A 14,916-nucleotide genomic window follows, 5' to 3' on the forward strand; every position below is an offset into this window, starting at 1 on the left:
GTCGGGTCGCGCGGGAATTCAGCCCCTCGCGAGCTCGGCGGCCGCGACCTCGCGCATCTCGACCTTGCGGACCTTGCCGGTCACGGTCATCGGGAACTCGTCGACGACCTTGACGTAGCGCGGCACCTTGTAGTGGGCGAGCTTGCCTGCGCAGAACGCGCGGACGGCGTCGGCGTCGAGCGGGGTGGCGCCCTCACGCATCCGCACCCACACCATGAGCTCCTCCCCGTACTTCTCGTCCGGGACCCCGATGACCTGGGCGTCGAGGATGTCGGGGTGGGTGTAGAGGAACTCCTCCACCTCGCGGGGGTAGACGTTCTCCCCGCCCCGGATGACGAGGTCCTTGATGCGGCCGGTGATCTGGACGTAGCCGTCGTCGTCCATCACCGCGAGGTCCCCGGTGTGCATCCAGCCGTCGACGAGCACCTCGTCGGTCTTCGCCTGCTCCTCCCAGTAGCCGAGCATCACCGAGTACCCCTTGGTGCACAGCTCGCCGGTCTCGCCGCGCCCCAGGGTCTCCCGGGTGGCCGGGTCCACGACCTTGACCTGCAGGTGCGGGCCGACGCGGCCCACGGTGCCGACGCGGCGCTCCAGGGAGTCGTCGGTGCGGGTCTGCAGCGACACCGGGGAGGTCTCGGTCATGCCGTAGGCGATGGAGACGTCGTCCATGTGCATCACGTCGATGACCTTGCGCATCACCTGCTCCGGGCACGGCGAGCCGGCCATGATGCCGGTGCGCAGGCTGGACAGGTCGTAGCCGTCGAAGCCGGGCAGGGCCAGCTCGGCGATGAACATCGTCGGCACCCCGTAGAGGGAGGTGCAGCGCTCCTGGGCGACGGCGGTGAGGCTGGCGACGGGGTCGAAGCCCGGGCCCGGGATGACCATCGTCGCACCGTGGGTGGTGCACGCGAGGTTGCCCATCACCATGCCGAAGCAGTGGTAGAAGGGCACCGGGATCGCGACCTTGTCGGCCTCGGTGTAGCCCACCAGCTCGCCGACGAAGTAGCCGTTGTTGAGGATGTTGCGGTGGCTCAGGGTGGCGCCCTTGGGGAACCCCGTGGTGCCCGAGGTGTACTGGATGTTGATCGGGTCGTCCGTGGTGAGCCCGGCCGCGACCCGTGCCACCGCGTCGTCGTCGGCCTCCCCCTCGGCCAGCGCGGTCCACTCGTCGCTGCCGATGAGGACGACCTCCTGCAGCGCGGGGCAGCGGGGGCCGACCTCGGCGAGCATGCCGGCGTAGTCGGAGGTCTTGAACTGCCGCGCGGCGACGACGGTGCGGATGCCGGCCTGGGTGAGCACGTACTCCAGCTCGTGCACCCGGTAGGCGGGATTGACGTTGACCAGCACCGCCCCGATCTCCGCGGTGGCGTACTGCACCAGGGTCCACTCGGGCAGGTTGGGCGACCAGATGCCGACGCGGTCGCCGGGGCCGACCCCGAGGCGCAGGAGCCCGGCGGCGAGGCGGCGCACGGCGGCGAGCAGCTCGTCGTAGGTCCACCGCCGGCCCGTGGGCACGTCGACCATCGCGTCGCGGCCGCCGAACCGGGCGACGGTGGCGGCCAGGTTCGCCCCGATCGTGTCCTCGAGCAGCGCGGGGGTGGACGGTCCGGTGTCGTGCGCGGGTGCAGCCATGACGGGCTCGGCCTCCAGGTGCTCGTGCGGGGCTCTTCTCGGGTCTCCTGCGGTGTGACCTGAACCATAGCGAGCGGGCGGTCGTCGTCGGCTGTCCGGTTTCCGGACACCGGTGCTCGCCGGTGGTGACCGGCGGCGGTCATCAGGACGTCAGGGCGGCTCCCGGTCGCGGACGGCGCCACCACGTCCTGGTGATCACGGCGCCGTACCGCGCGGCTGCCCGGTTCGTCCCGCGCCGTCCGGACCACGGTCACGGATCGGTGTCCGAGGTGGTGATGGGCGGGTCGGAGTCGTTGCCGCGGTGCACACTCCGGCCTGCGGGGCACCCGGGTCCGACGGGCGGCCGGGCCCCCCGGGGGAGCGCACCGTGGCCGAGCCGGACACCAGGGAGCTCGGCGGCGCGCCGGGCCCGGACCCCCGCCCGCCGCTGCCCCCGCCGCCGGTGCCCGCCGCGGCGTCGAGCCCCTACGACCGGCTGCGGCACTCCCGGGGGGCCGGCCCGCTGCCCGGCCCCCGCCCCGTCGTCGCGTCGGTGCCCGCGGACCGGCCGGTGGGGTCGGTCGGCCTGTGGCGCACCGGGCGGCCCGGGCTGGTCCGCCACTGGGACGGCCACGCCTGGACCGGGCCGCTGCTCGCCGACCCCGCCGTCGGTGCGCCCGGCTACTCCCGACGGCTGCTCGCGCTGGTCGGCTCGCCGCGGGTGTGGGTCGCCGTCCTGGGGGTCGTCGCCGGGGTGGTCGCGGTGGTGCTGGGCACCGCCTCGGCACCGCCGGACCGGGTGCTGCTGGGCGTCGGCGCCGCGCTGGCCTGCGGGGCGACGCTCGCCGCGGCGGTGTGGTCGCTGGAGCGTCGGGTGCACGTCGGGCGGGCCGGGCCGGTGCGCGCGGTGCTGGGCTGGGGCCTGGCCGGTGGGGCGCTGGCGAGCGTCGTCGCGATCGGCCTCGAGCTGGCCCAGCAGCACCTGCCGGGGGTGGCGTCGTCGCTGACGGCGCGGCTGGCCATGGCCGGCCCGATCGAGGAGACGGCGAAGCTGCTGCTGGCGGCGCTGCTCTGGTACCGCCGGCCCCGCTGGCGCGACCCGCGGCTCGGGGTCGGGGTGGTGCTGGTCGGGTCGGCGGTCTTCGGGCTGGGCGAGGGCGTCTCCTACCTGGTGCGGCTGCGCGGTGCGAGCACGGCGGCGGCCGGGGACGCGGCGGCCGGACGGGTGGTGGGTCTCTCGCTGCTGCAGGTCCGCTCCCTGGTCGAGCTGCTGCACCCGTGGGTGACGACGGCGGCGGCCGCCGTGGTCTGGCTCGCGGTGTGGCGCAGCGGGTCCCGGCTGCTGGGCCGGACGGCGCTGGTGGCCTGGCTGGGCGCGGTCGCGCTGCACGACGTGCAGGACGTCGCCATCGGCCGGGTGCTGGGCCGCTACGCCCCCGGGCTGGTCACCCTGGCCCTGCTGGTGCTGCTCGTGGTGGCCTACCAGTGGCTGCGCCGCTCGGTCCGGGAGCTGGTGCCCCCGGAGGAGGTGGGGCTGCAGCCACCGCGGTGGCGCCCGGCGGGACCGCGCCGCGGCCAGGTGCCGCCGCACGTCTCGACGGGGGCGCCGGGGGTGGACCGTGGCTGACGACGCGTACGAGCGGCTGCGGCAGTCGAGGCCCGAGGACCGTCGCCGCGGGCCGTCGCCCGCCAGCTTCGGGCCGCCCGGGTTCTACCGCGGGGCCGTGCTGGCCGGCGTCGGGCTGTTCGGGTGCGTCGCCGTCGCCGTGGTCATCGCCTCGGTGCGCACGGCGCACCCCCCGGTGCTGTTCACCGCCGCGTGGGTCGCCGCCCTCGCCTGGAACGCGTACTGGTTCCTGCTGCGGGTGTGCAGCCGGGTGTCGGTCGACGCCGACGGCGTGCGGTGGGCGACGCCGCTGCGGTCCGGGGTGATCGACCTCGACGACGTGACCAGGCTCGGCGCGCTGCCCCTGGGCCGGGGGGCCCAGCTGCTGCGGAGCCGCTCCGGGCCCGGCCTCGTCATCATCACCCGCTACGGGTTCCAGGGTCTTGCCGAGTCGCTGCAGGAGTGGGCCCCGCACGCCGACGTCCGGCTTCCGGGGTGGTGGTCGCGGTGACGTGGCGGCTGTCCGTCGCGCCGTGGTGGGTGCGGGGCACCACCCGGGGCGTGCTCAGCGGGGTGTACTTCGCCGCGTTCCAGGCGGTGGCCCACCACCTCGGCCGGCAGGCGCTGCCCTGGCCCGCCGCGGTGCGGACCGGGCTCGTCATCGGTGCGCTGTTCGGCGTGGGCGTCGGTTCGGCGTCGGCGTGGCGCGAACGGACCCGCGGCCCCCGTCCCGAGCTGGCGGGGCTCACCCGGGCGCAGCAGCGCGAGGCCGCACGGGCGACGGCGCGGGGCCCCGCCCCGGCCGACCCGGCCGCCCGGACGGCGGCGCTGAGCATCGTGCGGCTCGACCTCGACGCGTGGCGGGGACGTCGCGCGGTGACGCTCGGGACCTGCGGGGCCCTCCTGGCGGCCGGACTCGTCCTCGCGCTCACCGCGCACGACCGCGTGCTGGTCCTGTCGGCCCTGCTGCTCGCGGTCGCCCTGGGCGGCCTCGCGACGCGCGGTCGGCGGCTCGAGCGGCGGCTCGCCGTGCTGGGCGCAGCCTGAGGCCGCGGCCGTGATCGTCGGGCTGGCCGTGGTGGCCGCGCTGCTCGTCGGGCTGCCGGTCGCCGCGCTGCTGGTGGCGCCGCGGCTGCGGCCGCCGAGGCCCCGGCCCCGGCTCGGCACGGGTGACCGCGCCTTCCACCTCGCCCGGGAGGTCGACGGCCCCACCCGGTTCGACGGGCCCGCGGCGGTGCCGCCGGGCGAGCTGGGCGCCCTCGTGCTGCCCGACGCCGGCTACCAGCAGGTGACGGCGACGCTGCTCGACCTCGCGCGTCGCGGACACCTGCACCTGACCCTGCGCTTGGGTGGCACCGGGGCGGGCGACACCCCGTGGTGGACCCTCACCGCCGCCGACGGGGAGGACGAGCTCGCCGCCCACGAGCGCGTGCTGCTGCACGTCGTGGGGGTCGACGCCGGGGACGTGCGGTTCCCGAACCTGACCCGGGGCGCGGTGGCCCGGGTCGTCCGACCGCTGCGGGAGGCGGCACGGGCGCACACCGGGGCGGCTCCCGAGGCCCGCGCGCTGCAGCGGGGTATCGCCCAGTACCCCGGCCGGGTCGACGCCCGCTGGTTCGCGCACGCCGTCGCGCTCGACGTGAGCCCCGTGCTCGCCCGCTCCCTCGACCACCGCGGTGCGGCGCTGCCGGCGTGGGTGACCAGCGGCGGGGGCACCGCGGTGACGTGGACGCTGCTCGACCGCTTCGCGCTGCTCGGCTCGCCCCTGCTGCCGCGGTCCCCGATGTGGTGAGCGCGGTCAGCCCGGGGGCGTCGTCGTGGGGGTGACCGTCGGGGTCGAGGACGTGGTCGTGACCGGGGCCGGGCTGGTCGTCGTCGGGGCCGGGGCGGGCGGGACGAACGGCGGCAGCGGGAACGCGGGGGCACCGGGGTCGACCGGGGCCGGGTCGAGGGGCACCGGGGCCGGGGCGGCGGGGGCCGGTCCCGGGTCGGCGGTGCCGGGGTCGACGGTGCCGGGGTCGGCGGTGCCGGGGTCGGTGGTCGGGTCGTCGGTCGTGGTCGTGCGCGCCGCGGTGGTCGGCCGTGCCGGGGCCGCGGTGGTGCTCGGCGGTGCCGCCGGGGCGGTGGTCGTGGTGGCCGGCGGGGTGGTCGTGGCCGTCACCGGGGCCGAGGTGGTCGGGGGCTGCGTGCCGGTGGGCGCGGCGGGCACGGCGTCGGAGCTGACCGCGGCCGGGGTGCTCAGCCCGGTGCCGCTGACGCCCATGGTCACCGCCGCCGAGACGAGGGCAGCGGCGACCACCCCCAGCGCGCCGAGCCCGATCTTGACTGGCCGGGAGAGGGTCGAGGCGTCGGTGGTGCGCCAGGGCGCGCCCCGGCCGACCCCGCCGTCCCCGTGGGCGGCGTGCCTGCCCCCCGGACGCTCCTGCTCCCCCACCGCACCACTCCCACGCTCGTGCCGACGCCGGGTCCAGGGTGGCACAGCCGTGCACCGACGTCTCCGCGACGGGTGCGCCCGGCCCTGGTGCTCGCCGCACCGGTCGGCCAGGCTCCCCCCACCGGGGACGGGCCCCGCGCGGAGGTGGTCGTGGTGACGACGGTGATCGTCGTGGTGGTCGTGGTCGGGGTGGTCGCCCTGCTGGTGGCGCGGCGGGGACGCGGCGTCCGGGGGTCCGGGGACGGCGGTGACACCGGCCCGACCTGGTACGGCGACAGCGGCCCCGGCCACCACCACGGGGGTGCGTGGGACGGCGGGGCGGACGGCGGGGCCGACGGGGGCGCGGACAGCGGCGGCTCGGACGGCGGGGGCGGTGGCGGCTCGGACGGCGGCGCGGGCAGCGACTGAGCCGCACCCGCACGGGCAGCGGGGTCGAGCGCCGGTGTGTGGCGGGGCAGCAGGCCCCCGGGCACGCAACACACCGGCGCTCGGCGGGCTCAGCCGGCGAAGCGCTGCTCCAGGGCGCGCACCTCCGGCAGGCCGATGACGTCGAGGAAGTCGTCGAACCCGTGCAGCTGCGGCCCGCCCTCCCCGGTCGAGCTGCCGGTGGCGCGCAGCGTGTCCAGCACCCCGCGCATGGCCGTGGTCGCCGCGAGCAGCGTGCTCACGGGCAGGATCACCAGGCGGTAGCCCATCTCGTGCAGCGCGGGCATCGACACCGGCGCGGTCCTGCCGCCCTCCACCCAGTTGAACAGCAGCGGGGTGCCGGCGAGCTCGGTCGCCACGCGCTCGACGTCGGCCTCGGTGCGCGGCGCCTCGACGAAGAGCACGTCGGCCCCCGCGTCGCGGAACGCCTTGGCCCGCTCGATCGCCGCGTCCGTGCCCTGCGTCTCGGCGACGTCGGTGCGGGCGATGACGACGAGGTCCGGGTCCTGCCGGGCCGCCACGGCGGCCGCGATCTTGGCGACCATCTCCGAGGTGTCCACGACGGCCTTGCCCGTCATGTGCCCGCACCGCTTGGGCGCCACCTGGTCCTCGAGCTGCAGCGCGGCCACCCCGGCCTGCTCGTACTCCCGCACGGTGCGCACCACGGTGACGGCGTTGCCGTACCCGGTGTCGGCGTCGGCGATGAGTGGGACGTCGACGGCCTGGGCCATGCGGCGGGCGTTGTCGGTCATCTCCGCACCGCCGAGCAGCCCGACGTCGGGGCGGCCGAGCAGCGAGGCGGCCGTGCCGAACCCGGTCATGTAGACGGCGTCGAACCCGGCCTGCTCGACGAGGCGTGCGCTGAGCCCGTCGTAGGCGCCGGGGGCGATGACGGGCGCGTCGGCGGCGAGCAGCGCGCGCAGCCGGGCGCGGGGGTTGGGGCGGGCGGTGATCAGGTCAGCCACGGGGTCCTCGTCTCAGCTGGGTGAGCGCCTCGTCGGTGTCGACGACGTCGGCGTACTTGGCGTCCAGGTCGTGCAGGTTGGCCTCGTGCACCGCGGCCGTGCGGTCCCCGCAGGCGGGGCCGACGACCACCGGGGCGAACCCGTGCGCGGAGGCGTCGGTGGCGCTCGCGCGCACGCACCCGGACGTGGAGAACCCTGCCACCACGAGGGTGTCGACCCCCAGCGAGGTCAGGGTCGCGGCCAGGGAGGTGCCGTGGAACGCCGACGCGTGCTGCTTGCGCACCACCAGCTCGCCCGGTGCCGGAGTGAGCTCGTCAGCCTCGGCGCCCCAGCCGCGCGGGTCGTCGTCGGCGAACACGGCCAGCGCGGGCACCTTGCGGCCGAACGGGCCCGCGTCGGCCATGCCCGCGGTGTAGGCGACCAGGGTGTGCACCACCGGCACCCCGCCCTCGCGGGCCGCGGTGAGCAGGCGCAGACACCCGGCGAGCGCGGGGCCGCCGCGCTCGCCGAGGTCGAAGGGGCTGCCCGGGGTGAGGTAGGCCGTCACCACGTCGACGAGCAGCAGGGCCGGACGCTCGCCCCAGCCCAGCCGCCCGCCGAACGGCGTGCTCACCGGCTCACGTCCACACCGGCGCGGTGGGGGCGGGCAGCCCGGTCTCGGCCTCGCAGTTGGCGAGGATGGTGGCCAGGTCGGGGCCGCGGTCGAACGTCGCGAGCTCACCGCGGCTGCTGCGCAACGACTCTCGCAGCTCCTCGGTGGCCTCCGCGTCGACCGCCGCCCCGTCGAGCACCACGCCGTAGCGCTCGGCCCCGTCCGTGCTGACCAACCCGCGGCGCACCTCCAGGGCCACCAGGGCGGGGTCGCGCTCGAGCGGGTCGCCCCAGCCGCCGCCGCCCCAGGTGATGAAGTGCAGCAGGTCCCCCGCACCGACGGCCACGCCGTCGCACTTGCTGGGCAGCACCTCGGTCGAGCCGTCGGCCCGCTCGAGCACCTTGCGCCCGCGCGCCCCGGGGGTGCCGCCGTTGACGCCCCACGGGTAGGTGAGCCAGCGGTCGTCGTGGATGGTGATGGTGCCGGGCTCGAGGAACCGGTAGGCGACGTCGACGCCGTTGCCGCCGCGGTGCAGGCCCGCGCCCCCGGTGTCGGGGATGGTCTCCCAGCGCTCGATGCGCAGCGGGTAGTAGGACTCGAGGAACTCGCACGGGATGTTGGTGAAGCTCGGCCACAGCGAGTGCCCGTCGGGCCCGTCGCCCAGCGGGCGGCCCGGGATGCCGCCGAACCCGATGGAGTACAGCTGGAACCACTCCCCGGCCCGCTCCCCGGTGGTGTGGTGCCCGGAGTACATGAAGTGCGGGGACGAGGAGAAGCCGGCCGCGTTGAGCAGCGCGGGGTTGGTCTGGCCGAGCAGCCCGCCGAACAGGTCGAACACCCGGCCGATGCCGTGGTTGCGGGCGTTGAGCGCCGCGGGGTGCTCGGGCTTCCAGAACGACTTCTCGGGGATGGTCACCTCGATGAGCGGGTAGAAGCCGTCGTTCCACAGGATCTGCGGGTCGGCCACCGTGATCATGTAGATGCCGAAGAACATCCGGATCAGGTTCTCGTTGATGTAGTAGTTGATCGGGCCCACCGCCTGCGGGGAGGAGCCCGTCAGGTCCAGGTGCACCACGTCGCCGGTGCGGGTCAGCGAGATGACCAGCTCGTAGGGGCCGTAGCCGACGCCGTCGTCGCAGATGTGGTCGGTGAAGGTGAGCGTGCGGCCCTCCTCGAACACCAGGTGCAGCAGCGCCTTCATGGCGGAGTGGTTGCGCGCGAGCAGGTCCTCGAGCGCCGAGAGGTAGGTGTCGGTGCCGAAGCGGTCGCACATCTCGGACACCCGGCGCCCCGCGGTGCGGCACGCGGCGACGAGGCCGTTGAGGTCGGCGCGGTTCCAGTCGGGCACGCGGACCTGGTTGAGGATGATGCGCAGCGCGTCGGAGTTCAGCACCCCCGCCCGGTAGAGGGTGAAGGGCGGGATGACGACGCCCTCCTCGTAGATGGTGCGGGCGTCGGTCGGCATGGACGACGGGGTCTTGCCGCCGACGTCGGACATGTGGCCGAACATCGAGCTCCACCCCACGAGGCGGCCCTCGTGGAAGATCGGCACCACCACGAGCCAGTCGTTGGCGTGGCTGATGGCCGCCCCGCAGGCGTAGGGGTCGGAGGTGAGCAGCACGTCGCCCTCCCCGATCTCCCCGTCGAAGCCGTCGAGGAAGTCCGGGATGGACAGTCCGAACTGGCCGACGACCATCTTGCCGCTGGGGTCGGCGATGAGCGGGAACTCGTCGTGCTGCTCGCGGATGCCGGGGCTCAGCGCGGTGCGGAAGAGCACCTCGTCCATCTCGTGGCGGGCGTTGCGCAGCCCGTTCTCGATGAGGTCGAGGGTGACCGGGTCGACGTCGACGCGGGGCAGCTCGTCGGTCGCGGTCTGGGTGATGGTGGCCATGGCTCAGCCCTCCTGGGTGGGGTTGATGAGCAGGCTCCCGGAGGCGTGGGTCAGCGCCTGGTGGCCGGGCAGCACGAGGGTGGTGGAGTCCATCTCGGTGATGACGGCGGGGCCGGTGACGACGTCACCCGCCCGCAGCGCCGCCCGGTCGAACACACCGGCGTCGACGAACGCGCCGTCGACGTAGACCGGGGCGGTCCGCTCCGGTGCGGGGCTGCCGTCGCCGTCGGGCAGGGTCGTCGGCTGCACGTGCGGGCGCGGCCCGGAGACGGTGGCGCGGGCGTTGACCAGCTCGTGGTCGGCGGGGACGAGGAAGCTGAACAGCCGCTCGTGGTCGGCGTCGAAGGCCGCCGCGACCTTCTCGAGCGCCGTTCCCGGGTCGTCGAGCCACGCCGGGTCGACAGGGACGGGGATGTCGAAGCCCTGGCCGAAGAAGCGGACGTCGACCTCGAGGCGGACCACCTGCTCCTCGGCCGGCACCCCCTGGGCGGCGATGCGCCCGGCCGTGGCCTCGCGCAGCTCGCCGAGGATGCGGGCCAGCTCGTCGCCGTCGAGGTCGCCGAAGCGGCGCAGGCAGGTGCGGGCGGACTCGTCGCGCACCGAGGTGGTGGCGTCCCCCAGGGCGCAGAGCACGCCGGGCGAGGGCGGGATGACCACGGGCCACGCCCCGGTGAGCTTGCCGAGGGCGTTGGCGTGCAGCGGTCCCGCCCCACCGAACGCGGTGAGCGCGAAGTCGCGGGGGTCGAAGCCCTGCTGCACGCTGACCAGCCGCAGCCCGCCGAGCATGTTCTCGTTGACGATGTCGATGATCCCCGCCGCGGCCGCCTCGGCGCTGGGCAGCCCGACGGCGTCGGCCACCGCCTGCACGGCGCGGCGGCTGGCCTCGACGTCGAGCGTGATCTCGCCGCCGGCCAGGCTCGCGGGCAGGTAGCCCAGCACGACGTTGGCGTCGGTCACCGTGGCCTCGGTGCCGCCCTTGCCGTACGCCGCGGGGCCGGGCTCGGCGCCGGCGGACTGCGGCCCGACGCGCAGCGCCTTGGTCAGCTCGGGGACGTGGGCGATCGAGCCGCCGCCGGCGCCGACGGTGCGGACGTCGACCGACGACGCCCGGACGGTGAGGTCACCGACCTGGGTCTCGCGGCCGATCCGCGGCTGCAGGCCCTGCACCAGGGCGACGTCGGTGGAGGTGCCGCCCATGTCGAAGGTGAGCAGGTCGGGCACGCCGCACTGCTCGGCCACCCACACCGCCCCGGTCACCCCGCCCGCGGGCCCGGACAGCAGCAGCGTCACCGGGTCCGACGCGGCGACCTCGGCGGCGGCGAGCCCGCCGTCGGAGCGCAGCACGGCCAGCTGGCCGCCGACCCCGCTGGACTCGAGCTCGCGCTGCAGCGACCCGACGTAGCGCGCCACCCGCGGCTGGACGTACGCGTTCGCGACGGTGGTGACCGTCCGCTCGTACTCCCGCATCTCCGGCAGCACCTCGCAGCTCAGCGAGACGGGCACGCCGGGCAGCTCCTCGGCCGCGAGCTCGGCCACCCGCCGCTCGTGGCGGTCGTCGGCGAAGGAGTTGATGAGGCTGACCGCCAGGGCCTCGATGCCGTTGTCGCGCAGGCTGCGCAGCGCGGCGCGGGTGGCCTCCTCGTCCAGCGGGGTCACCTCGGTGCCGTCGCTGGCCAGCCGGCCGGGCACCTCGACGGTGTTCTCCAGCGCGGCGAGGGGCTCCGGCTTGGGCCAGATGATCCAGCCGGCCAGCCCGCCGGGGACGAACGAGCGCGCGATCTGCAGCACCTGCCGGAAGCCCTCGGTGGTGACGAGGCCGACGGTCGCGCCGGCGCCCTCGAGGATCGCGTTGGTGGCCACCGTGGTGCCGTGCAGCACCGAGGCGATGTCACCGCGGGCCACCCCCGCCCGCCCGCACACCAGGTCGATGCCGTGCAGCACCCCGGTGGACTGGTCGGCCGGGGTGGACGCCGTCTTGGCGCGCCACGTCTCGCCGCTGTCCTGGTCGACGAGCAGGACGTCGGTGAACGTCCCTCCCACGTCGACGCCGAGTCGGTAGGTCATGCGGGCTCCTCCTGTGCTGCTGGGTCCGGGGCGGGGGTCGGGACGAGCTGGGCGCGGGCGGCGAGGACGTGGCTGCGCATGACCGACTCCGCCCACCCGCCGTCGCGCGCCTCGAGGGCGTCGCACAGCTCGCGGTGGTGGTGCTGGCTGCGGGCCAGGGCGTGGTCGGAGTAGCGGACGAAGGTGCGCATCACCACCGGCACGTGGATGACGGCGTCGACCATCGCCTCGAGCCGCGCGCTGCCCGCCACGCGCAGCAGCTCGTGGTGGAACCGGCTGTTCAGGGTGGTGAGCGCGTCGAGGTCGCGGGGCGCACCGGGCGGGATCGTCTGCTCCATCCGGGTGCACAGCGCGCGCAGGCCCGCGACGTCCTCCGGGGTGGCCCGCTCCGCCGCGCGCCGCGCCCCGAGGCCCTCCAGGACGGCGCGCAGCTCGAAGGTCTCCTCCAGGTCCTCGGCCGACCAGCTCGACACCCGGGCGCCGCGGTGGGCGAGGTGCTCGACGAGGCCCTCGGTGCCCAGGCGCGCCAGGGCCTCGCGCACCGGGGTGCGGCTCAGGCCCAGCTCCTCGGCCAGGGTGTCCTCCCGCAGCCGGGTGCCGGCGGGGCGGGTGCCGTCGAGGATCTCCGCGCGCAGGACGGCGTGCGCGCGCTGCGTGGCCGTCGTCACACCCGGACCGGTCATCCGCCGATCTTGTGTGCAATCCGGCGCGAAGTCCAGGGTCGTTCGGGACGTTCCCGTGACAGGTGGTCCGGTTGCATGCAATCGGGTGGCGTCGTCTCGCCCGGGGCCGCACCGGTGGCCCCGGCCTACCCTGGAGGCGTGCGCCTCGTCCTCAACGTCATCTGGCTCGTGCTGGCGGGCTTCTGGCTGGCCGTCGGCTACGTCGTGGCCGGCCTCGTCGCGTGCGTGCTCGTCGTGACCATCCCGTTCGGCATCGCGTCGTTCCGCATCGCGGCGTACGCGCTGTGGCCGTTCGGCCGCGAGGTCGTCGCCCGGCCCACCGCCGGCCTCGGGTCCGCCGTGGGCAACGTGCTGTGGCTGGTGCTGCTGGGCTGGTGGCTCGCGCTGGGCCACGTCGTCTCCGCCGTCCTGCTCGCGGTGACGATCATCGGCATCCCGCTGGCGTGGGCGAACCTCAAGCTGGTGCCGGTCTCGCTGCTCCCGCTGGGCAAGGAGATCGTCGACTCCGACGCGCTCGTCCCCCGCTACCAGGGCGCCCGGTGACCACCACCGGCCAGGACCGCCGCGCCCCGCTGCTCACCGCGGGCCTGGTCTGCTTCGGCCTGGGGCTGCTGGCCATCGTCGCGGTGTTCGTGGTCGCCGCCGCCACCGGGTCGGAGCCGCCGCTGGCCCTGACCCTGCTCTGGCTGCTCATGCCGCTGGGGCTGCTGCTGGCCGGGCTGCATCTCATGAGCGGGACGCGCTGGTGGGCCGGCGTGCTCGCCCGCGGCCCGCTGCCGGCGTGGTCGGCCGCCGACCGGGCGCGGCTGCACCGCCAGCTCACGGTGTTTCGGGTGGTGGCCGTGGCCGAGGCGGTCACCTGGGCGGGGCTGCTCGTCGGCATGGTGTTCAAGTACCTGGTGGTGCACGACGAGATCGGGGTGAAGATCTTCGGCCCGCTGCACGGGGCGGTGTTCTCGCTGTACGTGCTGACCACGCTGTGGGTGGCCGCGCCGCTGCGGTGGGGCCGGCTCTCCACCGTGATCGGGCTCGTGGCCTCGCTGCCGCCGTTCGGCACCGTGCTCTTCGAGCGCTGGGTGTCGAGCCGCGATCCCGTCAGCACCCTCGCCCGTCCCTGACCCGCGCCCCCTGGGCTCGCGCCGGGCGCACTATTCGCGGTCCAGCGCACCCGCCGGCCGCGCTCGGCGCACTATTCGCGGTCCAGCGCACCCGCCGGCCGCGCTGGGCGCACTTTTCGCGGCCCAGGGCGCTCCCGGGGCTAGGCGAAGGGGTCGGCCGTGCGGCCCACGAGGTCGGCCACCGAGTCCAGCACCGCGGTCGGCCGGTACGGGTAGCTCTCCACCGACTCCGGCGTCGAGATCCCGGTGAGCACCAGGATGGTCTGCAGCCCCGCCTCGAGCCCGGAGAGCACGTCGGTGTCCATCCGGTCGCCGATCATGAGGGTGTTCTCCGAGTGCGCCCCGATCTTGCGCAGCGCCGAGCGCATCATCAGCGCGTTCGGCTTGCCCACGTAGTACGGCGCCTTGCCGGTGGCGGCCGTGATGAGCGCAGCCACCGCCCCGGTCGCGGGCAGCGACCCGTCGCGCGACGGACCGGTGGTGTCGGGGTTGGTGGCGATGAACCGGGCCCCGCGCTCGACGAGCCGGATGGCCTGGGTGATGGCGGTGAACGAGTAGGTGCGGGTCTCCCCGAGCACCACGTAGTCGGGGTCGCGCTCGGTGAGCACGTAGCCGACGTCGTGCAGCGCCGTCGTCAGCCCCGACTCCCCCACCACGTACGCCGAGCCGCCGGGCCGCTGCTCCTGCAGGAACGCCGCCGTGGCCAGCGCCGAGGTCCAGATCGCACCCTCGGGCACGTCGAGACCGGTGGCCAGCAGGCGGGCCCGCAGGTCGCGCGGGGTGCGGATGGAGTTGTTGGTCAGCACGACGAACGGCACGCCGCGCCCGGTCAGCTCGGCCAGGAACGCGTCCGCCCCGGGCACCAGGTGGTCCTCGTGGACGAGCACGCCGTCCATGTCCATGAGGTAGGTCCAGCCGGCGGGGGCCGGCTCGCTCGCGGGGGTGCTGTCCTGGGTCGTCTCGGGGTCCACCCCCTCATCGTCCCAGCCCGACGAGGTCGTGGGCGAACCACGCGACGTCGTGCCAGCGGCCGAGCTTGTGGCCCGCCTCGGTGAACACCCCCACCGGGGTGAACCCGACCCGGGCGTGCAGCGCCTCGCTGGCCGGGTTGGGCAGGGCGACCCCGGCGAACGCCCGGTGCACCCCCAGCGCGGGCAGCCCGCCCAGCAGCGTCCGGTACAGCGCGCCGCCGAGCCCGCGGCCCCGCGCGTCCGGCGCCAGGTAGACGCTGGTGGAGACGGACGCGTCGTAGGCGGCGCGGGCGTTGAACACCCCGGCGTACGCGTAGCCCAGCACCGTGCCCGCCTCCTCGGCGACCAGCCAGGCCCGGGCGGCGTCGATCCGGCGCGCCACCTCGGCCGCGTCGGGGGCGACGGCCTCGAAGCTCACCGCGGTGCCCTCCACCCACGGCCGGTACACCGCGGCGCACCCCGGCGCGTCGGCCCGGGTCGCGGGACGGATCGTCGCGGACGGGACCACCGGGCCATCGTCCCCCGTCCGGCCACCCCTGGGCGCGCGGCCCGCGC

At 75.6% G+C, this 14,916-nt stretch carries 16 protein-coding genes; 7 read left to right on the forward strand and 9 right to left on the reverse strand.

Annotated elements, in window-relative coordinates; all coding sequences use genetic code 11:
- Positions 1–18: 18 nt before the first annotated feature.
- Complete coding sequence (locus ACYVOF_RS15740; protein ID WP_460868097.1) at positions 19–1,632, reverse strand: AMP-binding protein; 1,614 nt, start codon at positions 1,630–1,632, stop codon at positions 19–21.
- 367 nt (positions 1,633–1,999) lie between these two features.
- On the opposite strand from ACYVOF_RS15740, the gene ACYVOF_RS15745 reads away from it, so the two are divergent.
- Genes ACYVOF_RS15745 through ACYVOF_RS15760 form a run of 4 tightly spaced genes read left to right on the forward strand, consistent with a single transcriptional unit; the run spans position 2,000 to position 5,009 of the window.
- Complete coding sequence (locus tag ACYVOF_RS15745; protein ID WP_460868099.1) at positions 2,000–3,238, forward strand: PrsW family glutamic-type intramembrane protease; 1,239 nt, start codon at positions 2,000–2,002, stop codon at positions 3,236–3,238.
- Complete coding sequence (locus ACYVOF_RS15750) at positions 3,231–3,728, forward strand: hypothetical protein (protein ID WP_460868100.1); 498 nt, start codon at positions 3,231–3,233, stop codon at positions 3,726–3,728. Before ACYVOF_RS15745 ends, ACYVOF_RS15750 begins: the two co-directional genes overlap by 8 nt.
- A complete protein-coding gene (locus ACYVOF_RS15755; RefSeq protein ID WP_460868102.1) occupies positions 3,713–4,264 on the forward strand; it encodes a hypothetical protein in 552 nt (183 codons plus the stop codon). Before ACYVOF_RS15750 ends, ACYVOF_RS15755 begins: the two co-directional genes overlap by 16 nt.
- 10 nt (positions 4,265–4,274) lie before the next feature.
- The gene (locus tag ACYVOF_RS15760; protein WP_460868104.1) at positions 4,275–5,009 is read left to right on the forward strand and encodes a hypothetical protein; all 735 of its coding nucleotides are present in this window, start codon (positions 4,275–4,277) and stop codon (positions 5,007–5,009) included.
- Positions 5,010–5,015: 6 nt separating this feature from the next.
- Here the strand turns inward: ACYVOF_RS15760 and ACYVOF_RS15765 are convergent, their stop codons facing one another.
- Positions 5,016–5,651: a hypothetical protein gene (locus ACYVOF_RS15765; protein ID WP_460868106.1), complete on the reverse strand. Its 636-nt coding sequence runs from the start codon at positions 5,649–5,651 to the stop codon at positions 5,016–5,018.
- Positions 5,652–5,804: 153 nt separating this feature from the next.
- Here ACYVOF_RS15765 and ACYVOF_RS15770 point away from each other — a divergent pair, with 153 nt between their 5' ends.
- Complete coding sequence (locus tag ACYVOF_RS15770) at positions 5,805–6,059, forward strand: hypothetical protein (protein ID WP_460868108.1); 255 nt, start codon at positions 5,805–5,807, stop codon at positions 6,057–6,059.
- Positions 6,060–6,148: 89 nt separating this feature from the next.
- Here the strand turns inward: ACYVOF_RS15770 and ACYVOF_RS15775 are convergent, their stop codons facing one another.
- From ACYVOF_RS15775 to ACYVOF_RS15795, 5 genes are read right to left on the reverse strand one after another with little or no spacing between them, the layout of a single operon-like run.
- A complete protein-coding gene (locus ACYVOF_RS15775) occupies positions 6,149–7,042 on the reverse strand; it encodes an isocitrate lyase/PEP mutase family protein (protein ID WP_460868110.1) in 894 nt (297 codons plus the stop codon).
- On the reverse strand, positions 7,035–7,655 hold the full coding sequence (locus ACYVOF_RS15780; protein WP_460868112.1) for an isochorismatase family protein: 621 nt from the start codon (positions 7,653–7,655) through the stop codon (positions 7,035–7,037). The genes ACYVOF_RS15775 and ACYVOF_RS15780 overlap by 8 nt, the downstream gene beginning before the upstream one ends.
- 4 nt (positions 7,656–7,659) lie before the next feature.
- Positions 7,660–9,525 (reverse strand): hydantoinase B/oxoprolinase family protein, encoded by a 1,866-nt coding sequence (locus ACYVOF_RS15785; protein WP_460868114.1) that lies wholly within the window; start codon positions 9,523–9,525, stop codon positions 7,660–7,662.
- 3 nt (positions 9,526–9,528) lie between these two features.
- Complete coding sequence (locus tag ACYVOF_RS15790; protein ID WP_460868116.1) at positions 9,529–11,589, reverse strand: hydantoinase/oxoprolinase family protein; 2,061 nt, start codon at positions 11,587–11,589, stop codon at positions 9,529–9,531.
- Positions 11,586–12,272 (reverse strand): GntR family transcriptional regulator, encoded by a 687-nt coding sequence (locus tag ACYVOF_RS15795; RefSeq protein ID WP_460868118.1) that lies wholly within the window; start codon positions 12,270–12,272, stop codon positions 11,586–11,588. The genes ACYVOF_RS15790 and ACYVOF_RS15795 overlap by 4 nt, the downstream gene beginning before the upstream one ends.
- 138 nt (positions 12,273–12,410) lie before the next feature.
- On the opposite strand from ACYVOF_RS15795, the gene ACYVOF_RS15800 reads away from it, so the two are divergent.
- Positions 12,411–12,815, forward strand: coding sequence for a YccF domain-containing protein (locus tag ACYVOF_RS15800; protein ID WP_460868120.1), 405 nt, complete (start codon positions 12,411–12,413; stop codon positions 12,813–12,815).
- Complete coding sequence (locus ACYVOF_RS15805) at positions 12,812–13,390, forward strand: DUF3817 domain-containing protein (protein WP_460868121.1); 579 nt, start codon at positions 12,812–12,814, stop codon at positions 13,388–13,390. The genes ACYVOF_RS15800 and ACYVOF_RS15805 overlap by 4 nt, the downstream gene beginning before the upstream one ends.
- Positions 13,391–13,530: 140 nt before the next feature.
- On the opposite strand, the gene ACYVOF_RS15810 is transcribed toward ACYVOF_RS15805, so the two are convergent.
- Positions 13,531–14,292, reverse strand: a complete 762-nt coding sequence (locus ACYVOF_RS15810; RefSeq protein WP_460868470.1) for an HAD-IIA family hydrolase — start codon at positions 14,290–14,292, stop codon at positions 13,531–13,533.
- 73 nt (positions 14,293–14,365) lie between these two features.
- The gene (locus ACYVOF_RS15815) at positions 14,366–14,869 is read right to left on the reverse strand and encodes a GNAT family N-acetyltransferase (protein WP_460868123.1); all 504 of its coding nucleotides are present in this window, start codon (positions 14,867–14,869) and stop codon (positions 14,366–14,368) included.
- Positions 14,870–14,916 lie beyond the last annotated feature (47 nt).

The sequence above is a fragment of the Rhodococcus aerolatus genome, assembly GCF_054783215.1.